The 25,555-nt window shown below is 59.4% G+C and carries 26 protein-coding genes; 17 read left to right on the top strand and 9 right to left on the bottom strand.

The window, feature by feature from the left end; all coding sequences use genetic code 11:
- Nucleotides 1–2: 2 nt before the first annotated feature.
- Genes BR48_RS24105 through BR48_RS0107510 form a run of 7 tightly spaced genes read right to left on the bottom strand, consistent with a single transcriptional unit; the run spans nucleotide 3 to nucleotide 9,361 of the window.
- On the bottom strand, nucleotides 3–1,031 hold the full coding sequence (locus tag BR48_RS24105; protein WP_051614675.1) for an ABC transporter ATP-binding protein: 1,029 nt from the start codon (nucleotides 1,029–1,031) through the stop codon (nucleotides 3–5).
- Nucleotides 1,028–2,026, bottom strand: coding sequence for an ABC transporter ATP-binding protein (locus BR48_RS0107535; RefSeq protein WP_036813515.1), 999 nt, complete (start codon nucleotides 2,024–2,026; stop codon nucleotides 1,028–1,030). Before BR48_RS0107535 ends, BR48_RS24105 begins: the two co-directional genes overlap by 4 nt.
- On the bottom strand, nucleotides 2,023–2,934 hold the full coding sequence (locus tag BR48_RS0107530; protein ID WP_081815790.1) for an ABC transporter permease: 912 nt from the start codon (nucleotides 2,932–2,934) through the stop codon (nucleotides 2,023–2,025). The genes BR48_RS0107535 and BR48_RS0107530 overlap by 4 nt, the downstream gene beginning before the upstream one ends.
- Nucleotide 2,935: 1 nt before the next feature.
- On the bottom strand, nucleotides 2,936–3,880 hold the full coding sequence (locus tag BR48_RS0107525) for an ABC transporter permease (protein ID WP_027230726.1): 945 nt from the start codon (nucleotides 3,878–3,880) through the stop codon (nucleotides 2,936–2,938).
- A 55-nt stretch (nucleotides 3,881–3,935) separates the two neighbouring features.
- Entirely contained in the window at nucleotides 3,936–5,954 is a 2,019-nt protein-coding gene (locus BR48_RS0107520) for a CocE/NonD family hydrolase (RefSeq protein WP_027230725.1), read from the bottom strand.
- On the bottom strand, nucleotides 5,951–7,237 hold the full coding sequence (locus tag BR48_RS0107515) for an MFS transporter (protein WP_027230724.1): 1,287 nt from the start codon (nucleotides 7,235–7,237) through the stop codon (nucleotides 5,951–5,953). Before BR48_RS0107515 ends, BR48_RS0107520 begins: the two co-directional genes overlap by 4 nt.
- Before the next feature lie 6 nt (nucleotides 7,238–7,243).
- On the bottom strand, nucleotides 7,244–9,361 hold the full coding sequence (locus BR48_RS0107510) for an FAD-dependent oxidoreductase (protein WP_245273360.1): 2,118 nt from the start codon (nucleotides 9,359–9,361) through the stop codon (nucleotides 7,244–7,246).
- Nucleotides 9,362–9,571: 210 nt separating this feature from the next.
- Here BR48_RS0107510 and BR48_RS0107505 point away from each other — a divergent pair, with 210 nt between their 5' ends.
- Nucleotides 9,572–10,213, top strand: coding sequence for a TetR family transcriptional regulator C-terminal domain-containing protein (locus BR48_RS0107505; protein ID WP_051614672.1), 642 nt, complete (start codon nucleotides 9,572–9,574; stop codon nucleotides 10,211–10,213).
- A 63-nt stretch (nucleotides 10,214–10,276) separates the two neighbouring features.
- Entirely contained in the window at nucleotides 10,277–11,059 is a 783-nt protein-coding gene (locus BR48_RS0107500) for a glucose 1-dehydrogenase (RefSeq protein ID WP_027230721.1), read from the top strand.
- Here the strand turns inward: BR48_RS0107500 and BR48_RS0107495 are convergent.
- Together BR48_RS0107495 and BR48_RS0107490 are read right to left on the bottom strand one after the other, a co-directional pair.
- The gene (locus tag BR48_RS0107495; RefSeq protein ID WP_027230720.1) at nucleotides 11,048–11,707 is read right to left on the bottom strand and encodes an alpha/beta family hydrolase; all 660 of its coding nucleotides are present in this window, start codon (nucleotides 11,705–11,707) and stop codon (nucleotides 11,048–11,050) included. The two genes, BR48_RS0107500 and BR48_RS0107495, sit on opposite strands and share 12 nt — an antisense overlap.
- A gap of 10 nt (nucleotides 11,708–11,717) precedes the next feature.
- On the bottom strand, nucleotides 11,718–12,830 hold the full coding sequence (locus BR48_RS0107490; protein WP_027230719.1) for an ionic transporter: 1,113 nt from the start codon (nucleotides 12,828–12,830) through the stop codon (nucleotides 11,718–11,720).
- A gap of 148 nt (nucleotides 12,831–12,978) precedes the next feature.
- Here BR48_RS0107490 and BR48_RS0107485 point away from each other — a divergent pair, with 148 nt between their 5' ends.
- The 15 genes from BR48_RS0107485 to BR48_RS0107405 all read left to right on the top strand — a co-directional run bounded on the left by BR48_RS0107485 (nucleotide 12,979) and on the right by BR48_RS0107405 (nucleotide 25,514).
- A complete protein-coding gene (locus BR48_RS0107485; RefSeq protein ID WP_027230718.1) occupies nucleotides 12,979–13,764 on the top strand; it encodes an LssY C-terminal domain-containing protein in 786 nt (261 codons plus the stop codon).
- Nucleotides 13,765–14,000: 236 nt separating this feature from the next.
- On the top strand, nucleotides 14,001–14,516 hold the full coding sequence (locus tag BR48_RS0107480) for a DUF992 domain-containing protein (RefSeq protein WP_027230717.1): 516 nt from the start codon (nucleotides 14,001–14,003) through the stop codon (nucleotides 14,514–14,516).
- 69 nt (nucleotides 14,517–14,585) lie between these two features.
- On the top strand, nucleotides 14,586–15,188 hold the full coding sequence (locus BR48_RS0107475) for a DUF922 domain-containing Zn-dependent protease (RefSeq protein ID WP_027230716.1): 603 nt from the start codon (nucleotides 14,586–14,588) through the stop codon (nucleotides 15,186–15,188).
- 103 nt (nucleotides 15,189–15,291) lie between these two features.
- Nucleotides 15,292–15,480, top strand: coding sequence for a hypothetical protein (locus BR48_RS0107470; RefSeq protein WP_027230715.1), 189 nt, complete (start codon nucleotides 15,292–15,294; stop codon nucleotides 15,478–15,480).
- A 150-nt stretch (nucleotides 15,481–15,630) separates the two neighbouring features.
- Complete coding sequence (locus BR48_RS0107465; protein ID WP_027230714.1) at nucleotides 15,631–17,319, top strand: arylsulfatase; 1,689 nt, start codon at nucleotides 15,631–15,633, stop codon at nucleotides 17,317–17,319.
- Nucleotides 17,320–17,834: 515 nt separating this feature from the next.
- Nucleotides 17,835–18,101 (top strand): hypothetical protein, encoded by a 267-nt coding sequence (locus BR48_RS0107455; protein WP_027230713.1) that lies wholly within the window; start codon nucleotides 17,835–17,837, stop codon nucleotides 18,099–18,101.
- Nucleotides 18,098–18,382 carry a hypothetical protein gene (locus tag BR48_RS0107450; RefSeq protein ID WP_051614669.1) on the top strand — a complete coding sequence of 95 codons (285 nt, stop codon included), beginning with the start codon at nucleotides 18,098–18,100 and terminating at the stop codon, nucleotides 18,380–18,382. The genes BR48_RS0107455 and BR48_RS0107450 overlap by 4 nt, the downstream gene beginning before the upstream one ends.
- Before the next feature lie 108 nt (nucleotides 18,383–18,490).
- Nucleotides 18,491–18,727, top strand: coding sequence for a hypothetical protein (locus tag BR48_RS0107445; protein ID WP_155810826.1), 237 nt, complete (start codon nucleotides 18,491–18,493; stop codon nucleotides 18,725–18,727).
- A gap of 169 nt (nucleotides 18,728–18,896) precedes the next feature.
- The gene (locus BR48_RS0107440; protein ID WP_027230710.1) at nucleotides 18,897–19,232 is read left to right on the top strand and encodes a hypothetical protein; all 336 of its coding nucleotides are present in this window, start codon (nucleotides 18,897–18,899) and stop codon (nucleotides 19,230–19,232) included.
- 571 nt (nucleotides 19,233–19,803) lie between these two features.
- Entirely contained in the window at nucleotides 19,804–21,003 is a 1,200-nt protein-coding gene (locus tag BR48_RS0107430) for a site-specific integrase (RefSeq protein ID WP_027230709.1), read from the top strand.
- A 130-nt stretch (nucleotides 21,004–21,133) separates the two neighbouring features.
- Nucleotides 21,134–21,994 (top strand): hypothetical protein, encoded by an 861-nt coding sequence (locus tag BR48_RS0107425; protein ID WP_027230708.1) that lies wholly within the window; start codon nucleotides 21,134–21,136, stop codon nucleotides 21,992–21,994.
- A gap of 120 nt (nucleotides 21,995–22,114) precedes the next feature.
- Nucleotides 22,115–22,420 carry a helix-turn-helix domain-containing protein gene (locus tag BR48_RS24100; RefSeq protein WP_036813508.1) on the top strand — a complete coding sequence of 102 codons (306 nt, stop codon included), beginning with the start codon at nucleotides 22,115–22,117 and terminating at the stop codon, nucleotides 22,418–22,420.
- 136 nt (nucleotides 22,421–22,556) lie between these two features.
- Nucleotides 22,557–22,775: a hypothetical protein gene (locus BR48_RS0107415; protein WP_027230707.1), complete on the top strand. Its 219-nt coding sequence runs from the start codon at nucleotides 22,557–22,559 to the stop codon at nucleotides 22,773–22,775.
- Nucleotides 22,776–22,867: 92 nt separating this feature from the next.
- Nucleotides 22,868–23,995, top strand: coding sequence for a virulence-associated E family protein (locus BR48_RS0107410; RefSeq protein ID WP_245273359.1), 1,128 nt, complete (start codon nucleotides 22,868–22,870; stop codon nucleotides 23,993–23,995).
- 766 nt (nucleotides 23,996–24,761) lie between these two features.
- On the top strand, nucleotides 24,762–25,514 hold the full coding sequence (locus BR48_RS0107405; RefSeq protein WP_197030335.1) for an SIR2 family protein: 753 nt from the start codon (nucleotides 24,762–24,764) through the stop codon (nucleotides 25,512–25,514).
- Nucleotides 25,515–25,555: the final 41 nt, after the last annotated feature.

Below are 25,555 nucleotides of genomic sequence, written 5' to 3'. Positions count from 1 at the left end.
TTTTATCTGTTTGCGGTCTTCGGCAGGCGTTGTGGCGGCGGACCGACGACGGTCAGCCGCGGCGTCAGCGGATAGTGGCAAGCCACTTCGTGCTCTGCCGATATTGTCGTCTGGAGCGGCCGTTCATGGCGGCAGCGATCCTGCGCGAAGGCACAGCGGGTGTGAAATTCGCAGCCGCTTGGACGTGCCGCGAGACCAGGCACCTCGCCGATCACCGGGGGCGCTTCGCGCCGCTTCGCCGGGTTGGGTATCGGCTCCGAGTCGAGCAGTGCGCGGGTATAGGGATGGCGCGGGGCGCGAAAGATCTCGCGGGCCGGCCCGCTTTCAAGCACGCGACCGAGATAGAGAATGACGATGCGGTCCGAGACGTGGCGGGCGATGGAAAGGTTGTGCGTGATGATAAGAAATGACGTGCGAAATTCTTCGCGAATGTCGAGGAAGAGGTTGAGGACGCCGCCCTGAACCGAAACGTCGAGCCCGGCCGTGGGCTCATCGGCAACGATCAGTCGCGGCACGACCGAAAGGGCCCGTGCCACCGCCGCGCGCCTTGCCTGGCCGCCGCTCAGTGCATGCGGAAATTTCGATAGAAGCGGGCTCACAAGCCCGGCCTTGCGCGCCAGCTCCTCAATCTCCGATCGCGCCACGCTTCCGCTGCGGGCGATGCGGCGTGGTTCCGCGAGGATCGACGCGATGCGCTGGCGCGGATCGAACGAGGTCACGGGGTCTTGGAACAAGAGTGAAGCCTCGCGCCGGATGCGCTTGAAACTTGGCGGCGAGAAATCCGGCAGAGGTGTGCCGTCGAAGACAATCTGTCCCGCCGAGGGACGCACGAGACCGAGCAACGCCCGGCCGAAAGTCGTCTTGCCCGAGCCGCTCTCGCCAACCATGCAAACGATCTCACCGGGTTTTACCGCAACCGAAACGTCGACCAGAATGTCGAGGTCCGGCTTTCTCGAGGGGAACCAGCGCGATGATCGCGGCACCGCGACCGAAAGATTGTTGGCCTCGATCAGTGCCGTCTCCCGCATCATGGCGCACTCCGATGGCAGCGTGAGAAGTGGGAGACGTTGCCGGCGCCGACAGCGACCCATGGAGGCGTCGCGTTGCAACAGCATTCGAGCACCTGCGGGCAGCGCCCCGCAAAACCACACCCGATCCGAACGGGGCGGGGCACTTCGCCACCGATTACCGGAAGCCGCGTCGCCCCAGTTTCAATGAGCGCCGGCTCGCAGGCAAACAGCGCCTTCGTGTACGGATGGCGCGGATCGGCGAAAATGACATCGACCGGACCCTCTTCGACGATGCGTCCGGCATACATTACCGCGACGCGGTCGCAGATTTCGGCAATGACGCCGAGATGATGCGAAATCATCAGGATGGAAACGCCGGCGTTGCGGCGAATCTCGTGCATGAGATGCAGGATTTGGGCTTCCATGGTCACGTCGAGGGCGGTGGTCGGCTCATCGGCAACAAGCAGCGAAGGGCGCATGAGCAACGCCGCGGCAATCGCAACACGCTGGAGCATGCCGCCGGAGAGCTGGAACGGATAGGCTTCAAGCCGCGCGGCCGGGTCAGGAAGGCCGACATCCTGCAAGGCCTTCAAAATCTTCTGGCGTTTTTCCTGATTTGAAAGGCCGCGCTCGCGCCAGAGCAGATCCATGAGCTGGCGACCGAGTTTATGCATGGGGCTGAAGGTCGTCATCGGATTCTGGAATATCATCGCCGCCGCCGGGCCGCGCAACTGGCGCATGGCTTGTTCCGACGCGCCGAGCATGTCGATGCCGTTCAATGAAAGTGTCTTACCGGAGATCTGGGCGGAGTCTGGCAGGAGGCCAAGGACCGAATGCGCCAGCGTCGACTTGCCAGAGCCGCTTTCGCCGATGATGCCGACGATTTCACCGGGCATGACCATGAGATCGACGCCGACGACGGCAGGTACGATGCCGCTGTAGCTGATTGAGACATCGGCAAGCTCGAGCACGGGCGCCGGGTTGACGGGCGTTGCGGTTGCAGGGCCAGGGGTCATGGCTTGCGCTCCCGGGCAAGCTTCGGATCAAGCGCATCGCGCAGCGCCTCGCCAAAGAAGGTGAAGCCGATCGTCGCGAGGATAAGCGGTGCGCCGCCGGCAATGACCGGGAGCGCGGTCGAGCGTATGACCGAGAACCCATCGCTCAGGATGTTGCCCCAGCTTGGCACCTGCGGCTTGACGCCAAGACCGAGGAACGAGAGCCCTGCCTCCAGCGTGATGACAGTGGAAATATCGAGGCAAGCGAGAATGAGCAGCGGACCGATGACATTCGGCAGGAGATGATTGAACAGAATGCGCGGCGTCGAGGCATTCATGGCCTGCTCCGCCTTGATGAAATCGCGCGACTTGAGGCTCAGCGTCTGCGTGCGCACGAGGCGCGCATAGCTCGGAACGGAATAGAGCACGATTACGAGGATGACGGTCGGGATGCCGGGCCCGAGAAGAACGACGATGGCAAGCCCGAGCATGATCATCGGCAGCGAACTCAGACTGTCGAAGACGAGGATCAACGCGGCGTCGAGCCAGCGTGGTCCATAGCCGGCGATGAGCCCGAGCGGCAACGCGGCGACAAGGGCGATGGAAAGCGCCGATATCGCAACCATCATAGCCGTTTGCGTGCCGACGATGACCCGTGAGAAGAGGTCGCGTCCCAATTGATCGGTGCCGAGAAGGTGGGCGAAGGACGGACCGGCGAGGCGTTCCTTGACGCTGATTGCAGTCGGATTGTAGGGCGCGATCCATTGGGCGAAGACCGCGACAACAAGGATCAGGACGACGAGGGTGATTCCGATGCCGCCAAGCGGCGTGTGGAAAATGTCCGAGACAACGCGGCCCGATCGGCGCAGCCAGCCGGGCTCTCTGGTTTGCGATTGGAGCGGGTTCGTATCTATGCCTATGACCGCCATGTCAGAGCGCGCTCCTGACGCGAGGGTCGATCCAGGCAGTAACGACGTCGGCAATGATCATGCAGGTGACGTAAAGGCCGGAGGTCACGAGTACGGTGCCCATGACCAGCGGATAATTGCGCGACATCACCGCGTCATAGGTCATCTTGCCGAGCCCAGGCCTCGAAAAGACGATTTCGGCAAATACGGAGCCTGTCAGCAGGCCGCCAAAGCCGATCGCGATCACCGAAAGCACGGCAATCAGCGCCTGCCGCAAGGCGTAGCGGAAAATGATCCGGCGTTCGGAAACGCCGAACGAACGCAGCGTGCGGGTATAGTTTTCGCCCATGGCTTCGATCATCGCAGCGCGCACCAGCCGCGCCACGTAGCCCACCCAGCCGAGGCCTATGGCGAAGGAGGGCAGGACGAGCGCCTTCAACTGGCTGACGATATCGCCGGGCGTGCCGGCGCCGATTGCCGGGAGCCAGTTGAGGCTGACGGCGAAGATCAGCAGCGAATAGAGCGCGACGACGAAGGAGGGAACGGCGACGAAACCGACGGAGAGGATGCCGATCAGCCAGTCCGGCCACTTGCCGTGATGGACGACGGCGAAGCAGCCGAGCAATATGCCGAGCGTTACTGCCCACAGGAAGCTCGCCACGGCAAGTGTCGCCGTATAGGGCAGGACCTCGAAGATCATGGTCAGCACCGGCCGCTTGCTCCAGACGTCCTCGCCGAGATTGCCTTCCGCGAGCCGGCCGAGGAAAAGTGCGAGCTGTTTCAGGATGGGCTGGTCGAGACCCATCATCTCGCGAAAAGCTTCGCGCATTTCCGGTGTCGAGCGAGGCCCGAGCGCGACCACGGTTGGATCGCCGGGAATAAGGTGCATCATCGAAAATAGAAGTATTGCCACGATCAGCAGGATGATGGCGGCAAGGCCAATGCGACGCATGATGAAGCTCGTCACCGGCGGACCCTCCGCCACGGCGCGGATCTGGAAACGTGCCCTACGGGATAGGAAGCTACAGGTGATCGCGGTCGATCCATTCGTCCCCCTCCCGTTCAAAAATCAGTTCGTTGCGCTCATAGGCTTCGAGCCGCCACTGCAGGCGGAAACGTTCGGCATCCGCCGTAAGCGTCACCGAGGAGCGTGTTTCCGTGTCGGCTTCGCTGCTTTTGAAACCAAGCACCCAGCCGGTATCGAGCCGTGCCGAGAGTGGGTCGCCGTCCACGATTTCCATCCTGTCGACAACACAGGCCGATGTGACAATGGCGCGGTCGGTCAATTGCTGGCTACCGAAGTCGCTTGTCAGCGTGATCGTTTCCCTGCGTGCGCCAACATCGATGGCAATGTCGCGGCGATGCGCTTCGCTGCTGAGTTCGATCATCTGCACCGGCGTCGCGATCTCGGCCGGCGCAAAGGTCGGATGCACATCGTTTGCCGGCGCATGACGCAAGGGCAAGCAGAGCGTCGAGATGCCGGTGTCGATGGTAAATGACGGCATCGTCGGCGATGGCCACAGGATAGGCCAGTGCTGGTTGGACAGCATGAGGCGAATGCGGCTGCCCGCGGCAAAGCGACGGCCGACATGATTGAGTTCGAGCCTCACCGTTAGCGGCTCGCCCGGAACAACCGCTTGCGGATGCTCATGTCCGTTGCGGTGCGCCAAGTTCAGAACGCCCCAGGTGACAAGGGTCGATGCTCCGTCGGGGGCGACATCGCAAAGCCGTGCCACGACAAAGCCTTGCGGCGCGTCGGAAGTCAGAACGAGTGAAACGCTTGGCGCGCCGAGGAGATCGATATCCTGCATCAACGGCGCGGTCTCGAACTGCAGTCCAATCCCGTCCTCGCGCCGCTGGTCGACGGCAAGATCCGGGACGATGCCGCCGTAGCCGCCATAGCGTCCGCAATCCCGACCGGCGGTCACCGGCGAGCGCAGGATCATGCTCGTCCCGACCTCGGCAACCTCCTCGAGGGCGCCGCGATTGAGATAGAGGCGGTTTTCCCTGATGTTTGGCGAGGGCCACGACGGCTCGGCAACGAAATCTCCGGGGTGTTCCTCGTAAAATGGCGCCGGCGCGTGCGGGTCGTTGATCCATGCCGTGTATTTCGGCTCGTCCATGATGCCGGTGTCGATGCCTTCGAGCCAATGGCGCCACCAGCGTATTGCTTCCTGCAGATAGTTGATGGCAGGGCCTGGTTCGCCGAGGAACGGATAGGCGTGCGTCCACGGACCCACCAGTCCCTTGCACGGCGCGGTGAGACCTTCAAGCAGCCGTGGCACCGCATTCGAATAGGTGTCGTCCCAGCCGCTGATTGCATAGACCGGGATGTCGATGGCGGAAAAATCCTCGCAGACCGAGCCGCGCTTCCAATAGGCGTCGCGGCGCTGATGCCGCATCCACTCGGACGACCAGCATGTGGTTGCGTCGAGTCGTCCCTGCCACATCTCGCGCCAGCGATCACCGACGATCTGCGGGTCCGGCGGCAATGCGCCCAGTCCGAGGATAAACGAGGACCACATGGCGTCCTCGGTCAAAAGACAGCCGCCGAAATAGTGCACATCGTCGGCAAAGCGGTCGTCGGAACAACAGAGCGCGATGATCGCTTTCAGCGCCGGGGGGCGGCGTGCAGCCACCTGCAGCGCGTTGAACCCGCCCCACGAAATGCCGGTCATGCCTACCGCGCCGGTTGACCAGGATTGATGTGCCAGCCAATCGATGATCGCACAGGCGTCGTCAAACTCCTGTTCGGTGTATTCGTCGGCAAGCAGCCCTTCCGAATCGCCGGACCCGCGAATATCGACCCTGCAGCAGGCAAAGCCGTGGCCGGCAAGATAGGGATGCATCTTGAGGTCGCGAAACACCGTGCCGTCGCGACGACGGTAGGGAATGAGTTCGAGGATTGCCGGAACCTTCTTCGTCTCGGCGTCCTCGGGCAGCCAGATCGTCGCTGCGAGCCGCGTTCCGTCCGGCATCGGTATGAAGACAGGGTCGATGCAGCGCACCTTGTGCGGGAATGTCTCGATAACGCGCGTCATTGCTTTGATGTCTCGCTGGATTCTGGGGTATCCGTTTCGGCAGGGGCCCCGATCTCCTTGCGCGGCACCCACTCGTAGACCGCCGGCGATGTCTGGGGATAGGTGACGAACTCGTCGCGCGTGCCGACGATTGGCTGGCGGAACTGCCGCCAGAGGGCGAAGGATGCGAAAGTGAGCGAGAGCCCAATCCCGTACCAGAAGAAGGAATGCGCGCCGAGATGTTCGACGCCGGTCGCGGCGATGGCCGGCCCGATGGTGCCGCCAAAGGCCCAGATCAGCAGAAGGTTCGACGAGAGCGTAACGAATTGCGACGACGAAGCGCGGTCATTGGCGTGCGCCACGCCGAGAGGGTAAAATATTTCCGAAATGCCGCCGAAAACCGAGAACAGGATGAGGAAGGCCCAAAGCGGCGTGTTGCTGTCGACGAGCAGGAACATACCGCAGACGCCGGCGAGGATGAGCGCGAGCCACAACATCATGCCGCGCCGGTCGAGCCGGTCGGAAAGGTAGCCGAGCGGGAACTGCAAAAAGAGAGCGCCAAGGGCGACGGCCGCCATCAGGATGACGATCCTGTCCTGGCTGAAGCCGAGCTCCAGGCCGTATAGCGGGCCGATGCTCGAGAAGGTCGATGATACGAGACCGGTCAGCAGGCAGGCGAGGGCTCCGAGCGGCGAGGTGCGAAAGGCGCCGAGGAGATCGATGCCCAACGGCGCATGGAGTTGCGGCTCCCCGACCCATATCGCCGTTACCGGGACCAGCGCCATGGCATAGAAGGCCGCGGTAATCATCAACATGGCATTGCCGGCAGGCGCGATATCCCGGGCAAGCAACTGCCCGAGACCGTAGAAGAGACCGAGCACCAGCACATAGAGGGTAAGCGCACGGCCGCGGCCCTCATTGGGCACCATCGCATTGAGCCAGCTTTCGATCACCACTGACTGGCCGGCATTGGCGAAGCCGACGACTGCCTGTATTGCCATCATCACGGCGAGTTCCGGCCCGGCTCCAAGCGCAAGCACAAGTACGGAGGATGAAGCGGAGAGCGCAGCATAGGCGCGGACCTCGCCGACCGAGCGAATGAGCCGCACCGAGCCTATGCAGCCGATGAGGAAGCCGGCACCCTCGGCCATGACCACGAGACCGACAGCGTCGGCGCCGTAACCGTTCTCGATCAGGCGCAACGGCAGCAACGTGTGGAACAACCCTGACCCCGCGGCATGCAGCGCCCCGCCGGCAAGCGGCGAAGCGATCGACCAGGGGGAAAGGGCGGGACGCTCGCTCATGGCCGCCTATTCCGCCGCTGCGCGAGATTTGAATTCGGGCTCGGCATCGACGATCGGCGTATCGCGCCGATATGGCGCGTATTGCCTGCCACCAAGCTCCTGGGCGCAAGTATGGCCGCTATGGACCGCATGGGCGATAGCGCCGGGCGCAAGGCCGTCGCCGATGCGGCGAATGCTTTTGATACCTGCCGCCGAAACGTCTTCGCTGCGCGCGGTCAGGGCCTCGAAGAGTTCGTTGCGCGGCATGCGCAGGCCGACGACAAGGACCGACCGGCATTTGATGCGGAACGTTTCGCCGGTGAAGAGGTGGGTAAGCGTTGCCATCGCACCGTCGAAGGCGGTGAGCATGTGCAGCGTCGTGACCCGGACGTTGCGCCGCGCCAGCGCCCGATGCACCAATGGCAATTCGTTGGTCATTATCGTCCATGCCGATGCCTGCCCGGCGGGCGTCACATAGGTGACCTCATTGCCCTGCTGGGCAAGGTACTCGGTGAGAACACCGCCCATGTAGTAATTGTCGAAATCAAAGACCAGCGTCGGCCCTTCCGGCAGGCGCCCCGCCGCGATGTCATCGGGTGTATAGACGCGCGGATGATCGAGCTCACCGACGGGTATTTCCATGGATGAGTAGAGCATGCGGGTCCAGCGCGCGCCGGTTGCCAGAACGACGTGATCAGGCGCGAGATCGATGATTTCGTCGACGCCAATATCGCTCTCGAGATACATCGACACGTTGGTCATTTCGTTGAGACGGCCGAGCCGGTATTCTGCGACGCGGTTCCAGGTGGAGAGGCCCGGAAGCCGTGTTTCGAATGTGAGCCGGCCACCGAAGCTGGTGCCCTTGTCGGCGAGCGTCACCTCGTGGCCGCGACGGCCGAGGGTGAGCGCACATTCAAGGCCGGCAGGCCCCCCGCCGACGATCAATACCTTTCCCGGCTTCTTGGCTGCGTCCACCCGTTCGGGATGCCAGCCGCGCCGCCACTCCTCGCCCGCTGTCGGGTTCTGGGTACAGCGCACCGGTACGCCGTCATGCCAGCTCGAAATGCAGATATTGCAGCCGATGCATTCGCGGATCTCGTCGTGGCGGCCTTCCTTGATCTTCACCGGCAGGAAGGGATCGGCGATCGATGGCCGTGCCCCGCCGATGAGGTCGAGGACGCCGCGCCGAATCTGCGAGACCATCGTATCGGGCGACGTAAAGCGTCCTACCCCGACGACAGGCTTCTTGGTCAGCGACTTGACGAAATCGATCACCGGTTCGTGGCTGCCTTCGCCCGTGAAACGCGATGCGGAGCAGTCAGTCGGGCTCGAATCCATCTTGACGTCGAAGAGGTCGGCGTAGTCGGCGAGGAGTTCGATCACCTCGTGCGCCTCGGAGGGCTGGTGTCTACCCGGACGACCCCGCAGTTCTTCAAGGCTGATGCGCAAAGCAACGCCGCAATCCTTGCCGACGGCATCGCGCGTCACATCCAGAAGCTCGCGGACGAAGCGCACACGGTTTTCCAGCGAACCGCCATATTCGTCGGTGCGATGATTATATTCGGGCAGCAGGAATTCATAACCGAGATAGCCCATGCCGGCATAGACATAGACGATGTCGAAGCCCGCGGTGCGCGACTTCCGCGCGCCTTCGGCCTGCCAACGCAGGACATCGCGAATGTCCGACTTATCCATCGTCTTCGGCCGCGCATTGCCCATGAAACCCACATGCGTCGCCATCCACGGAATGCCGGAGGGCGATAGGGGCGGAATGCGGCTGGTGCGGTTCATCACCGAGGCACCGCCATGCCAGAGTTCGACACCGGCGAGAGAGCCGTGGCGGTGGACAGCCTCCGTCATCATCGCATGGGCGCGGATATCATTCGTGTCCCACATGGTAGCGAAGGGAAGCGGAGAATCGTCGGAACTCGGATCGGTGGAGCAGGCGCCGGTGCATATGACACCCCAGCCGCCCTCGGCCTTGGTTTCACGAAATGCAGCACGAACGCGGGGCAGCGCATTGGTCATGCCACTGGCATGCGGCACCTGGTAGAAACGGTTGGGCGCGGTGACCGGCCCGATCTTCACCGGCTCAAATAGGACGTCGTATCGGGGATCCCGCTTCATGCCAAACCTCGTTCCCATTGTCCGCATCCGGGGCGGATCGTTGGAAAAAGGATATGCAGGAATTGCGTGTTCCGCAAGAGAAATTATATGATCGTATAATTTCTCTATTAGTATTGGAATTAGTTATGTTATTTTGATAATAAGCGTGAACTAAGTGAGTCGGTTGGCTAAGATTTTCGCCTCTTCGCCCCTAGTTCATCGATGTGATTAAGCAACGGGAAAATGATCTTGGCCAAGTCCAAATCAGGTGTCAGAACGCGGGCCGGGTTCCGCCGTGAAGCTCCGGAGGATCGCCGCCGGCAATTGGCCGAGGCGGCTCTGCGCTGCATCGTCCGGCATGGAAACGCCGGGGTATCGGCGAGGCAGATCGCCATGGAGGCGGGCGTCACGCAAGGGCTGATCACGCATCATTTCGGCGAGATAAACGAGTTGGTGGCCCATGCCTTCGACATCATGTCCGATGGCATGCTCGATACGGTCATGACGGCCGTTGACAGCGCTTTGCCCGAGCCCAAGGCAAGGCTGGAGGCCTTTGTCGAGAACTCATTCTCGCCGGCGCTGTTCGATCGCGACGTGCTCGGCGTGTGGGTCGTTTTCTGGGGCCTGATCCTGCACTCGCCGCGCATGAGCGCCTCGCAGAAGGGCGAATATACCGCCTATGTCGTCACCGTGGAGAAACTGATTACGGACTATGCCGAGGCGGAGGGCTGCGCGATAGCCAGTCCGCGTCTTGCCGCGATCGGCTTCACGGCGCTGATGGACGGCCTCTGGCTCGCTTGGTGCTTGAATCCCGAAGCATTCCAGCCCGAGGAAGGCATCAGGATCGGCAAGAACTGGATCGAGGGATTGCGGCTCGGCGCCTTCGCCTGACCGTCTCTAGGCCGATTTCACACCTCCATGCTATGGTCTGCCTTGGGAGAACGAGGAGGATAAATCGTGGCACAGCCGAGCGAACATGCACCCAACTTCAGTCTGGACGGCAAGGTAACGCTGGTCACCGGCGCATCGCGCGGCATAGGCAGAGCCTGCGCACTTGCCTGTGCTGCCGCTGGCTCCGACATAGTCCTCGGCTTGCGCGACATTTCGGGTTCATTCGATCTGATCGCTGAAATCGAAGCCATGGGACGCAAGGTCCTGCCGGTACGACTCGATATTTCGCAGCGCGCGGACATAGAAAGCGCTGTCGAGGCCGCTCTGAACCAATTCGGGCGCATCGATGTGCTCGTCAACAATGTCGGCGTTGCGCCGGGCGATCTTGCCGAACGCGTCTCGGAAGCGGCGGTCGACGAGATTCTGCAGGTCAATATCAAGGGCACGTTCTTGATGACCCAGACTGTTGCCCGGCACATGATCGACCGCAAGGCAGGCCGCATCATCAGCATCAGTTCGCAGGCGGGAACCGTTACGCTGCGCGGCGAGGCGATCTATTGCATGAGCAAGGCCGCGATCAACCATCTGAGCCGGTGCCTTGCCGCTGAATGGGCGCCCTATGGGATAACCGTCAACACGGTCGCACCCACCTTCATCTGGACAGACGGGACCAGGCCCGCGCTTGCCGACAAGGATTTCCATGACCAGACGCTCGCCCACATCCCACTCGGACGGATCGGCGAAACCCGCGATGTGGTGGGCGCGGTCGTTTTCCTGGCATCACCGGCCGCATCATTGATCACAGGGTTGAACCTGCTCGTCGACGGCGGCTGGTCAATCGCCTGAAACTACCTCACGTTTCAGGCTCTCCGCCCAGCCCGCCACTGTGGCGGCCAAGGTCGTCAGGTGATCGGCGGCCGAAAAGCCGGATATGTTCTTGCGCGGCTTGAGATCGTGGTCGCCATCTTCAAGCCAGAGGATTTCGATCTTGTCGGAAAGGTCATAACCCGCAACCTCCTCCCTTGTACCAAATTCGTCGCGCGTTCCCTGGCAGATCAAAGTCGGCGTCATCAATCCTGCAAGATGCTTCGTACGCAATTGGTGCGGTTTGGCCGGCGGGTGGAATGGATAGCCGAGGCAGAGCAATCCGCTGATCGCGCCAGCAGCATGGAGTTCATCGGCGATCATGCTGGCAACCCTGCCGCCCATCGATTTACCGCCGATAATCAGGCGCTGCGGTTTGCCGAGCGCGGCGATGGCATCGACATACTCGGGTTTGAGCGTCTCGGCACGCGGTGGCGGCTTGCGTCCTGCCGAGGTGCGTCGGGCCGCCATATAGGCAAACTCGAACCGCGCCACCCGAAAGCCCGCTTCGGCGAGAGCATTGGCCGTTGCGGTCATCGAGGCTGAGTCCATCGGCGCGCCGGCCCCATGTGCAAGCAGAATGGTGACAGGCGCATCGTCACTGCCGTCGAAGAGGAACCTGTCCTGCATTTCAGTCTGCCTATTTGGTGGTGACGAGAAGGATGAAGGCGACGAATACAACGAGATGAACGAGACCCGTCAACACGTTGGTTCGTCCCGTCCCGAAACTGTGGATGCTGATGCCGAGAATAAGGGCAAGCAACACCGCGTCGCCCCCGGGCAAGCCCAGCGTCAGTTCGCGGCCGGTAATGACGCTGGCAATGCCGATGGACGGGATTGTCAGGCCGATCGTCGCGAGCGCCGATCCGAGCGCAATGTTGAGACTGCGCTGCAATTCGTTGTTCATGGCGGCGCGGATTGCCGACAGGGCCTCGGGCAAGAGGACAAGCGTTGCAATGAGCGCGCCGACTATGGCGTCCGCTTGTTGGACTCCGATCGCATCGAGACCGTTCTCGACGCCGATTGCCACCCGTTCGGCGAGGAGGACAATTCCGAAAAGCCCGATCATCAAAAGGACGGCGTTGATCCACGAACCTTCGCCGGGATGTGCGTGCCCGGCATGTGTGCCTTCGGCGTCACCGATGTCATCGACGAAATCATCGCGGTGCCGAACCGTCTGCGCGAAGACGAAGCTTCCGTAGAGCAAGGCAGAGCAAATGCTCACGAAGGTGAGCTGCAAACGCGAAAATGTGCCTGGCGCGTCATGCAGGGTGAAATTCGGCAGGATCAGCGTCAGGACGGCAAGCGCCGTAAGCACGGAAAGAATCGCGCTCGTGCCTTGCCGTTTCATCTCCTGCTGGCGGTGCTGCATACTGCCAAGCGTAAGGCAAAGACCCACGACGCCGGCACAAACGATCATGACCGTCGAGAACACCGATTCCCGCGCCAGTGTCGGGTTATTTTCCCCATGCAGCATCATGGCGAGGATGATCGAAACTTCCACAGTGGTAACGGCAAAGGTGAGGAGCAATGTGCCGTAAGGTTGGCCGAGGCGTAGCGCCAGGCCTTCCGCATGCTGCAGGACGACAAACACGGTGGCGAGGAGCAAGGCGATTGCAAGCGCGGAAACGACAATGCCGATGCCGTGACGCCCGGCGCCGACCGGCACCTTCGCCACTTGAATGCCGACCGCAAGGGCAAGGCAGGCAATAGGAATAAGATAGCGATGGATTGAAATGGGTCGTGGGGCCATGAACGATCCGGGTCAAGCGAGTGCACGCTATTCCTACCACTCCTCCCGGAACAGGCCTAGCCCGACCTGCATCCAGAGATTGCATTTCGTATTTTGCCAAGCCGTGCGAAGATCGAGTTGCGTATTAGGGGAATCGCGCGGGGGAAACATGAAGCGCTTGCTCATCGGGGTTGCAGTCGTGGTCGCGGTTTACCTCCTGCTGGCCTATGTGATTCTGCCAGCCGCCTGGACCCACTACGAGCGCCAGCCCGGTCTTGCACGGCGCCCCATGGTGACGATGACGGCGGGCGGCATGCCTGGCGATCCCTTGAATGTTGGATTGATCGGCAGCCGCGAGGATGTCGTGCGCGTCATGCACGCTGCCGGATGGTATCCTGCCGATCCGGTCACCCTGCGCTCGAGCATCGATATCATCGGCAGCGTCGTCTTCGACCGGGCATACAAGAGCGCGCCCGTAAGCCCGCTGTTCTACGATGGGCGCCATGAGGACCTTGCCTACGAAAAACCCGTAGGTGACAGCGCTCGCCATCGCCACCATGTCCGCCTGTGGAAAGTGCTGCAATCAGGCGAGGAAGGACGCCCGGTGTGGCTGGGTTCTGCGACGTATGATGCGCATGTTGGCGTCAGCGAATATACCGGCCAGGTGACGCATGACATTTCACCCGATGTCGACCGGGAGCGGGACTTTTTCGCGGGCAGTCTCAGTGAGGCGGGGATGGTCAACGCCATCTACGAGGTTTCCGGGGTCGGCCCGACGCTGAATGGGCGCAATGGCGAAGGAAGCCGATATTTCACAGACGGTGAAATTCACATGCTGGATCTGGTCAAGGACGGGCAGAAGCGCAGCGCGCCGCCGCAGGTGCTGCCGCCTCCGCCTTTTATCGAGGCGAAGGACCAGGCCTGGCACGGCGTCAAGAACATGCTCGGCTTTTGATGCGTGATGTTGCGCTTCTCGAATCAAATTACCGCAGCTTATCAACGCGATGCCTTCAAATTGACCCAAAGGAGGAGGTACCATCAAGCTTCTGAAATTTGCGCATCCAGACATGCTGTTGACATCATCCGTTCCAATTGTCCCAATTGGAACCGTTCTGCGTGGAAACCGTTGCCCCAACCGTAGCCGACGATCAAATACCCAAGGTCCGCAGGCCGAATCTTAAGGAGAAAATCATGAAAAAGACCTTTGCAATGGTGCTTACTGGAGCTTTGCTGGCAGGCGTTGGAGCGAGCTCCGCCAATGCCGCTGATATGGCGCGCTACCAGAGCCCGGATGCGCGCGGCGGCGTCAGGATCGGCTATCTCGACTGCACGATCGGCGGCGGTGTCGGCTATCTTTTAGGGTCGGCGAAAGAGATCGACTGCATTTTCCGTTCCAGCCTGACGGGTGATCGTTCGGAGCGCTACTCCGGTGCGATCAGGAAGCTCGGCGTCGATGTCGGGTTCACGACACAAAGCCGCCTGCTGTGGGCGGTGTTCGCACCAACGGCCGGCTATCACCGCGGTTCGCTGGCCGGCGTCTACAGCGGCGCGACAGCGGAGGCCACGATCGGTGCGGGTATCGGGACCAATGTGCTCTTTGGCGGCACGGCAGGTTCAATTCACCTGCAGGCAATCAGCGTGACCGGGCAGATTGGGTTGAACTTGGCCGCAACCGGAACGTCGATGACGCTCGCTTCGGCGAACTGAACCTTCAGTTGCCCCTTCCGCTCACCGGAAGGGGCATTTCCATCAATGTTGAATTGGGCGGGGGCTCACGTGAACAGGAACGTCCAGCGCGCGCTCGTTGTCGCCTGCCTTATTGTGCTTCCAGCAACGGCCAACGCTGACTGGCAGGCGGTCGAACAGGTCGAAACCTATGCAATCAGGGGCAAGTCGGGCGCCGAACTCTACGCCTCTATTGGAGAGCGCGGTCCGCAACTTGGGGGTGGCAAGGTCCGCACCATCGCCCATACCAACTTCAAATTGACATGGCGGCGAAACTATCAAAATCAAGGCACCGCCTGCACACTGGTGTCGGCGCAGCCGAAGCTGATCATCAACTATACGCTTCCGAAGCCTGCCGAACCTCTGCCGCCATCGGTTCGAGCCGGTTGGGAAACCTTTATAAGCGGCATCGAGACCCATGAAAGGGTCCATGGCGATACGATCAAGGAGATGGTCAAGGCAATCGAGGCTTCTACGGTCGGACTGTCCGTGCCCGGTGATCCCAAATGCCAGAAGATCAGGTCCGAGATGACCAGTCGTCTCTCCGCATTGTCTCTGGCGCAGCGGCAGAAGAGCCGGGATTTCGACAAGGACGAAATGAGCGAGGGCGGCAATGTTCACCGTCTCATCCTGCAACTTGTAAACGGGTCCTGAGACGCGAGGCGCGTCATTCCACCCTGCCCAAAGGGATGCCCTGACGGCACTTTACCGGCGTGATATTCTGAGCCTGATCAAGTTTTGATCGGGGGACACACGAATGAAAGCCTTTGCCTTGACGCTTGCAGCGCTCGCGCTCGTCGGCTGCATGGGAAACAAGATCGAACCGCCCTATATCACGCCGCAATCATCGATCTATGGGGCACCGCAGGCAACGCTGGCGGGACGTTGCTTGCCGGCAGTCAACGGCCATGGGAAGGCTGCTGCCTGCATCAAAAAGTACCCGTGACAAGGTACGCGGGGGCGCGCTTCGGGTGTAGCCTACCGTAAGTTACCTGTCTGGCCTTCCTTATTGCAGTAACCTTTCCGTGCGCGTGACCCATCATAGCCAAAGCCTCTGCCCGGCAGCGTGGGCCCGCCGCCAACGGAGGTTACGGTCATGGGTTCAAGTAGGCTCAAATACTTTGCCGCGGCAGTGGCATTGACTGGTACGTTTCTATCGCCGGTCGCAAATACGGCGCACGCTCAAAACAGCAAGCCCAATATTGTCGTCATCATGGGCGACGATGTCGGCTGGTTCAATATCGGCGCCTATCACCGGGGCATCATGTCCGGAAAAACGCCCAACCTCGACAAGTTGGCGTCCGAGGGCATGATGTTCACCGACTACTACGCCGAAGCGAGTTGCACGGCCGGCCGGGCAAGTTTCATTACCGGTGAAATACCGTTGCGTACCGGGCTGACGACGGTTGGCCAGGCCGGGGCAGATGTCGGGATGCCCGACAAGGCCGCGACCATTGCTGCCGCCCTCAAGACGGAAGGTTATGCAACGGGTCAATTCGGGAAGAACCATCTCGGCGATCTGAACAAGTTCCTGCCGACGCTGCATGGCTTCGATGAGTTCTTCGGCTATCTTTATCACCTTGATGCCATGTCTGATCCCTACTGGTATTCCTTTCCCGACGATCAGTCATACCGCGATAAGGTCGGGCCCCGTAATCTCGTACACAGCTTTGCGACGGACACCGATGACGCGACCGAACAGCCGCGTTGGGGCAAGGTCGGCAAGCAGCGCATCGTCGACGAGGGTCCACTGGCGCCTTACCCGGACATGTCCAATGTACCGAACATGCACGACATAACGCCTAAGGCGAAGTACGACATGGGAACGTTTGACGAAGTGCTGGTCAAGGCTTCCTGCGACTTCATGGACAAGGCCAAGACGGAAAACAAACCGTTCTTTGTTTGGCACAACACGACGCGCATGCATGTCTGGACGTTTCTTTCGCCAAAATACCAGGCGCTCATGAACAGCACGTCCAACTATGGGCTCGAAGAAGCCGGGATGGCGCAGCTGGATGACAGCGTCGGCGCCATCCTGAAATGCATCCAGGATTCGGGCGAGGCAGACAATACCATCGTCCTCTTTACGACTGACAATGGTGCTGAAGTATTTACCTGGCCTGATGGGGGCATGACGCCTTTCAAAGGCACGAAAGGCACCGTGATGGAAGGCGGCTTCCGGGCGCCGGCCATTATCCGTTGGCCGGGGAAGGTCAAGCCCGGGACGGTCGAAAACGGCATCTATTCCGCGCTTGATTGGTTCCCGACGCTGGTGGCGGCAGCGGGAAACTCCGATATCACCGACCAGTTGCTCAAGGGTGTGAAACTGGGTGAAACTACCTTTAAGAACCATCTCGACGGCTACAATCAGATGGACCTCTTGCTGGGCAAAGGCCCGTCCGCACGCCACGAATTCTTCTATTTCGGCGGACCCCAGCTCGGTGCAGTACGCATCGATGATTTCAAGTTCCAGTTCTTCCAGCAGCCACAAGGTTGGCCCGGTGCAAAGGTTACGACCGACATGCCGACCATGGTCAATATCCGCCAGGACCCGTTCGAGCGGACACCGTCGATTGGCGAGCAAAGCCTCAACGACCTCGGCGGCGGTTATATGAACGACTTCTTCGCCCGCGAGTTCTGGAGGTTCGTCAGTGTCCAGCAGGAGGTCGGAAAACTCGCGCTGACGGCGGTCGACTACCCGCCAATGCAGGACCCGGCGTCATTCAACCTCGATGCTGTCAAGCGGCAGATCGATGCCGCAATCAAGAACAAGCCAGGCAACTAGGTCGGTCTGGATTGTGTGCGGCGGGCGGCTCAAAAGGCCGCCCCTTGCCTGTGCACGCAGTAGCCTATTCGTCGTTGGAAGGTCGTCCTCGCATTCGCCGCCGGACGATGAAAAAGGCCCAAACGAGCACGATCAAGAACATTGCGCCGAATGCGTAGCTCAGAATATTTGTCGAGAAGACATTGGCTGAAATAAGTCATCATTGTTTTTGCAATCTTGAAAAAAGCGCGCCATTTCAGAATTTTTCACAATTATGCTTTTGAATTCGGCGCATGTCATATTTCAAACTGAGCAATCAGACTTTTGTTCCGTTCCGCCTTGCAAGTAAAATTGAAATTCACGCCTACAATATTTGGTTTATTATTGAATATTTTGGCCACAAACCGCAATTAAAGCGCAATTGACGCTCAGTCTGCTGCTCTCGTCTTTTGGCCACAATCTGGCTCTTCGCGCAAATCCTCGACCCGCCATGGGTCTCCAAATCGCCGGGTGCTGCTTGTGATGGAGGAATTGGCATGAACCCGGGTACCAAACGTTTGATTGCTCATTTCTTGGAACCCTTCGCCTTGCGCGGATTGGACGGGGTTCAGCCCCCCGGCGAATACGATGTCGATGTAGACGAGGAAATGATCGAGGGCCTGTCCCGGCTCGCTTATCACCGCGTGGCGACCTTTATCCACGTTCCGGCAAGGGGCTCGAAAGCGCATCGAACGCAGCTTGTTGCAATCGACTATGACGAACTCGAAATGGCACTGAAAAAAGAACAGGAAACAAACAAATGAATATCCACCGACGCTACAAGTTGCCGGTAACACCACCACATCGGTTTGCAATCGGCCAGCAAGTCCGCCTGCGCAGCGGCGGCGGCGCAGCGATGAAGAGCACTGCCACCTTCGAGATTCTGGCGAGGCTTCCGCCCCTGGGTGGCTCGTTCCAGTATCGTATCCGTGACGCAGCAGAGAAACACGAACGGATGGCCACTGAAGATAATCTTGAAGCCATCAATATCTGGAGCAGCGGCGACCGCGACAGTCTGCGGGCACTTGCAGACGTACATTCGTGACAGTTGGCCAACAGCAGGAATTTAAGTAGCCGATGCGCGGACACTGCTGCGCGGTTTATCCAACCCGGAGATCATGGCGAAAGGACTAGAATTTTGGCGAGGAATACCGTGCGGACAGCCCGCCACGCTTTCATCGAAAACCTCAAGCTTGTCATTGCCGAGTACCAGGCAACAAGAGAGCGCCTTATTGCCGGAACCGATCAGGTGTTCAGTACCGGAAAGTACGGAGGCGAAGACATTTCGGTCGAAACGGCGGCGCACTACAAGCAACTCATCTCCCACTATAAGGCGGTCGTGCTGCGCTTCGAGAATGAGCAGACACGCAAGGACCAGCCGAAACTCTGAGTTGGTATGCCTATGCGCGCGGTCACTTGAAACCCGAAGACAGCAATGTGATCGAAGCATGATTGACTTAACGGTGATTTGAGCGCGTTAGTCAGTGGTCGTCAGGCATAGAATGGCCGCTGACGCTTGAGAGTATCTGCTCCCGCCTTTTAACCGCGAGGAGACAGACATGTTCCCTATCGATCATTCCATAACCAGCCCCCATCTCCTGCTCGCCGCCGACTGGCTTGTGCTGCAGGCTGCCCATGAAAGCGCATCGAACAACCTGGGTCGATCGCCGAACGGTCACCGCTACTCTGACCGCTTGGCCAGGCAGGTTTTACGCCTGTTTGAATTGGGGCATCGCGACATAGCCATCATCGCGGCAGTCGCCGCACAGACGGAACGGGCCCAGGCCCAGCATTCGTACAGCCTGAACAAGATTCTGACGCTCGTTCCCGCGAATGAGCAGGCGCGGCAATACCGGTTGTCCGGCTGCGGGCAGAGCCTTGACGGTTACCATTGACTGTTCCGGTTTTTTACTGGTCGCCGGCGTCAGGCATCCACTTCTAAGAAGTGGCTAAGCCCGGGCGACCACCGTTTTAGAGGCGCATCATGGCCCAAAAAATTGACGGGAAACTCCAGTGCGAGGAATGCCGGACAATTTATCTGAGCATCCCTCGAATAGACAACGATGACGGCCCGGTCTTTTGTAGCGAGTGCGGAGCATATATGGGCCGTTGGCGGGATGTCCGATCGGAATTTTCGGCGCAAGGCGGCCAAAACGGCGTGTTCGAATTGTCGAATGGTCAAATCATCCGCATCGAGTTCTATGGCAAGACACCGCGACGCGGACCATAGTCGCCGAGGCTGCAAACGGGATGTTCGGAAAGTAATGGGAGAGTGGCGTTCCTAGGTCTCAGTGAAACTGGCGGAGAGAGCGTCCGCTGTACCCATCCTTCACCAGCATCTTCCAACTTTCGCGATCTTATTAAAAATCCTTTGTTTCATTGGAGTTAGTTTCCTCTAGTGTCTTCCGGCTTTCGCCAGAATATGCTATCAATCGGCGATAAAGGTGCAGGAAAAGGTGCAGGAGGATGGCGAGACAACTTCACAAGCTTACTGATGTGGAGGTCAAAACGGCGGGTTCCGGGCGGTTAGGCGACGGCGGAGGGCTCTGGCTCGAGGTCGCGTCGACCGGCTCGCGTGCGTGGTTGTTTCTGTTCAAGCTGAATGGACGCCGCAGCGCCATGGGCCTGGGCGGCTATCCCAATGTTTCGCTGGCACAAGCCCGAAGGCTTGCCAATAGTGCGCGCGATGTCCTGTCCCGGGGTGGCAATCCGCTCACAGAGAGCCGCAGGGAGGCTGTGCCAACTTTCGCCGAGTGTGTCGACCGGTTCCTGGATGATCAGCGAATGGCCTTATGGCGCAATGAGAAACATAGAAGGCAATGGTCGATGACGTTGTCTGACAGCTATTGCAAGCATCTCAGGCCGATGCAGGTTTCTGAGATCGCTGTCGCCGACATCTTGAAGGTGTTGAAACCGATCTGGTTGGCAAAACCTGAAACCGCCTCCCGTCTGCGCGGCCGGATCGAAAGGCTGTTAGCTTTCGCTGAGGCACAAGGCTGGCGGTCCGAGGGCAAGAACCCGGCAGTGTGGCGTGGTGGCCTTGACGCGATCCTGCCCAAGCCAGGTAAGCTGATACGCGGGCATCATGCTGCGATGCCCTATCGAGACGTCCCCGCCTTCGTCTCGCGGCTGCGCGGCGCTGAGGCGATGGCGGCAAGAGCACTGGAGTTCCTTGTGCTGACTGCAGGCCGCTCTGGCGAGGTGCTCAACGCGAAATGGGACGAAGTTGATCTCAAGCACGCTATTTGGACCGTTCCTGCCTCCCGCATGAAGGCGGGAAGGAAACATGAAGTGCCCCTGTCGCCACGTGCAGTTGCCATCCTCAATGGGTTGTCCGAAACTCGCCGCAATGATTTTGTGTTTCCCGGCGAGCGCAAAGATCGTCCGTTAAGTGCGTCAACGCTGGAAATGTTGTTGCGTCGCATGAAAATTAAGCCATTCACGCCGCACGGTTTTCGATCATCATTTCGGGATTGGACAGGCGACGAAACATCGTTTCCTCGGGAACTGGCCGAGGCGGCATTGGCTCATGCTGTCGGAGACGCGACGGAGCGGGCATACCGACGTTCGTCGGCCTTGGAGAAACGCAAAAAATTGATGATCGCATGGGCCAGTTACATCGATGGCCCCGCCAAGGATCAGGTGATCGAGCTTCGGCCTCGCTAGCAAGTGGCTGGACAGCAGAAAGCCCGAGTGAGAGACTGGCAGTGCAGGGATAGGACGGCCATCCGACAACCCCGGCATGCACCGCCGGGGTCCCTGCGATATCCTACGGTGCGGCGCAAGGTGCAGCGCATTGACCGAAGACGTTCCTGACCAACTCCAGCCGCTCCAGAACAAGGAGCTGGCGCTCGCCTACATCGAAGCTCTCGCGACAACCGGCGGCGCTGACGCCGTCTGCGCGCTCTTTGTCGAGAGGCTGCGTGCTTCCGGCGACGCACTCCACGGCGTGCTCGCCGACATGCTGGATGTTCCCGTTAACCAGACGGGAATTTGTTTCAAATTAAATCTCGGCCGGAAGGATTACCCCAACCCGGCACGCGACATCGAGATCGACGCGCACGTCGAGGCGCTTGACGCCGCCAGCTATGCCCAACCCGCCAATACCGACGCATCTGCCGATGAGAACCGAGCGATGCTGCGGCACATTGGGGGGCGGATTGCCAGTGAGGCAAATCCCAAACTGCAAAAGGCAATGGAACAGGAGTTCCGCGAACACTTCCGCTATTTTCATATGTCCCCCATCGCCAAAGCCCGAATGCTGCTGCTCGGCTTTGTCGAGACCGATGCACAAGGCATGCCGCTCCCCCCTCTTTTTCCTAAGGCGGGGAGCCTGCTGCATTGGGAATGCAGCTGGTCGCTTGTCGAGGTTTTGGAACGGCGAAATCCCCCGCCGGGCATCGTTAGGCTCGTCGCCCCCCAGATCGTTCCCGACGATGACCAAGGGCTGGCAGGCGTTCGACGCGTCGTGTTCAAATATCGCAGCCGGGGAAACCGGGGGAATGATTTCCGCAGCGATGCTGTTGCGGCATCGGTAAGGGCTGCGGTTGCCGAGGGCGCTATGGTCAAAAATGCAGAACGCGATATGGCCAACCAATTGGCCCGTTCCACCCGCCAAGTGAGGCGCCTGCGGCGGAAATCCACTGGATCAAAGTAGGGTCGATTGAAAGGAAGGACGCCAATTCGAACAATTGATGTCCCTTGATTTTATTAGACTTTCCCAACCTATGTGGGCAACCTCTGGTCATCGTAGTCATTTTCAGAGGAGTGATCTCCCATGGTTGCCATCGAGCGAGAATTACGGCGGGAACCCGCACCCGCCATAGAAGATCGTGCCGCGCTCTCAACGCGGGAGGCATGCGTTTACCTGAACATCGGATTGACCACGCTTTACCGTGAGCTTCAATCCGGCCGTCTACCATTCCGGAAAATCGGCAGGAAGACGGTCATTCGCAAGATGGACGCCGAGCAGTGGTTGGCCGAATTGCCAGCCGATCTCGGTCCGCCTGTTTCTAACCTTAGCCAGCCAACCAAACTCAAGCAGCAGTTTGCGCCGAGCCATCCGATCGGCAGCAGATGGTAAAATCAAACCCGCCGGGCGGATGTCGCCGCACGACGGGTCGGGAAATTGCAAGTCACTCTAAAGTGGTTGACTTATAGCACATTCTCGACCTCCCGCGCAAAGCCTCCGGACGGCCCCTCGTTGAGGGAGGTTACTAATGCCAAACGAAGCATTTCCGGCCCGAAAAGTTCCCGTGGCCGATCCACACGCCGAGTTCCGGGTCAACAGTGCGGCGCTTTGGCTGCGCCGCAATGGCAACCTAAAAACTATGGAAGCGCTCAATGCCTGTCGCCGTCGTTATGGTTTGAGCGCCAGCCAATTTTTCGAAGCTGCCGAGCTGGCGCGTGAAATGCGCAACTTGTGGCCGCCGCTATGAACCGTAGAAGCGTCTTAAAGTGGCGCGAGGCAGCGGGTGTGCCGGGTTGGCACGAACGCTGTGTAGTCGGTAGCGGCGGAGCCCTGCTACCGGTGCTCGCCAATGCAGTCACCGCTTTGCGCGAGGCCGACGAACTCGCCGGGATACTCGCCTACGACGAGATGATGCAGCTTCCCATGCTAAAGGCGCTGCCCGGGGAGGACGCGTTTCTGATGCGCCCGGTCACCGATAGGGACGTCGGCATCATCCAAATTTATCTGCAGCGTAATGGTCTTGGTAAGTTGGGGAAGGACCCAACCTTTCAGGCTGTCGACATAGTGGCAAGAGACAACGCCTACCATCCGGTGCGTAACTATCTTGGAAGCCTCGAATGGGACGGCGAGCAGAGGCTGTCGTCTATGCTCGTCGATTATTTTGGCGTTGCAGAACGCAATGATTATACCGAGCAAATTGGTGAAATGTTTTTGACCTCAATGGTAGCGCGGGTCATGCGGCCTGGTTGCAAATGCGATCACATGATGGTGTTGGAAGGCACACAGGGATCGAAAAAGTCGCAAGCTTGCGCCGTATTGGCCGGTGAGTGGTACAGCGACAATTTACCGGACATCTCGCAGAGCAAGGATGTGTCGCAGCATTTGAACGGTAAATGGTTGATTGAGATCAGTGAGCTTTCTGCCATGTCGAAGGCCGAGACGAGCACGCTCAAAGCCTTCCTGACAAGGCAGGACGAGCGCTATCGGCCCAGCTATGGACGCGTGGAGGTCATCCAGCCGCGCCAGTGTTGTTTCATAGGCACGACCAATCAGAGCCTTTACCTTAAGGACGCGAGCGGCGGCAGGCGGTTCTGGCCGGTAAAGACCGGCAGTATCGATGTTATCGCCTTACGCACTGACCGCGACCAGCTGTTTGCCGAGGCGGTTCGACTTTACGAAGCGGGCAGTGCGTGGTGGCCGGATCAGAAGTTCGAGCATGAACATGTCAAGCCCCAACAGGAGGCGCGCTTTGAGGCCGACGCTTGGCACGAGCCTGTGGCCGACTACCTCACGACACACTTAACGACGACGATTTTCGATGTCGCGCGCAACGCGCTCTACATCGAGACGCAGCGTATCGGAACCGCCGATCAGCGCCGCATTGCCAGCATATTGGAGCAATTGGGCTGGATGCGAGGGAAAATGAACTGGAAGGGCCGGATTGAGTGGCACAGGGAAGAGCAATGACCACAGAGCATAACCACAGAGGACAGAACAGAACACTATCCTGAGGAAGGCAGTAGAGCATCGTCTATGGGGGTGTATAGAAAAATCCTCTGTGTCCGCTGTGCTCTATGGTAGTTCGCGGCGGCCGACAAACATGCGGTCCCTAGGTAACAGGCTAGACCTCCTTCTCCCGATGTAAGATTGCAGCGCTATCCAGGACGCCCTCAGGGGCATTGCCGGAAGGCCGGGGGTATGGGGCAAGAGGGGCCCACACGATACTCATACGGCGCGTTCACGAGTTGGGGACAAGGTGTTGATCTACATGCGGAAGATCGCGATGTTGTCTAGATGCTCGGCTACCCGCATCGCCGCAGTAGCTCGTAGTAATAGAACAGTTGTGTAGAGACAAGGTGGCACTCTTGTAGAATGCAATGCTCTCGTGCTCTCCTCGCCCCCAAAGACCGACATGGAGCCATATGTGTTTAGCAATCGGACTGTTTTCGTAGTCGGGGCAGGGGCCAGCCATGAGGTTGGTCTACCCGTTGGCGAGAGACTCAAGGGTATCATCGCTGACAAGTTGGATTTGGACGTTCAGCGCGGTCGGGGATGCGTCAGCGGGGACAAAAACATTTTCAGTACTCTCATTAACCTGCGAGACGAAAACGGGCTTACACCCAACATTGACCCCTACCTCTGGGCTGGTCGAGACGTTGCCAAGGCAATGCCCAGTGCGCTGTCTATTGATAATTATCTCCATACTCACTCTGAGGATGCAAGGATCGTCCTTATGGGCAAGCTGGGAATTGCCGCGAGCATCCTAGAAGCTGAGCATAACAGTAAAATCTACCTCGACCCCGATGCTGATGGGCCGCTTGATTTCAGGGAAATCAAAGACGACAGCTGGCACAACACCTTCTGTAAGATGGCGCATGCGAATGTGGCTTTGAGGGACATAGACACGATCTTCGACAACGTCTCAATCATCACCTTCAACTATGATCGATGCATTGAGCACTACGTTGCGAATTCCCTAGCAAACTACCTCCGAATGTCGTTGGAGGAGGCTCAACAGTTAACACAGCAACTTGAGATAATTCATCCATACGGTCAGGTAGGTAGGTTGCCGTGGCAGAACCCCATCGACGGGGGATGCGCTTATGGACAAACCGCGAACTGGAACTTGTTGCTCACGGCAGCCAAACAACTCCGTACCTTTACGGAGCGTGTGGAACAGGAAACCGTGCTCGACACCATGCGGGACCGCCTAACGCGCGCCCAGTGCGTCGTGTTTCTCGGCTTTTCCTATGGCGATATGAACATGGAACTGATGACCATGGATAACGGCGGATTGCGGCGGAGGGTATTTGGCACCTCAATTGGGATGTCAGTGCCAAATACCGATGCCGCAAAAGCGGCCATCTCCAAGAATTTTTCCCCTGAGGGTTTCTCGCATATCGAGACAGTGGATTTGGTGCCTCTCACCTGCAACGGTCTTTTGACAGACTATTGGAAGCCAATACTGCAGCCAATAGCAGGCTAGCGGATGCCCAGCCCGGAATAGGTGTGGACAGTGCGATATCC

It is taken from the genome of Phyllobacterium sp. UNC302MFCol5.2 (assembly GCF_000686005.1).
GTDB lineage: Bacteria > Pseudomonadota > Alphaproteobacteria > Rhizobiales > Rhizobiaceae > Phyllobacterium > Phyllobacterium pellucidum.
This window is presented reverse-complemented; position numbering and strand designations above follow the sequence as displayed.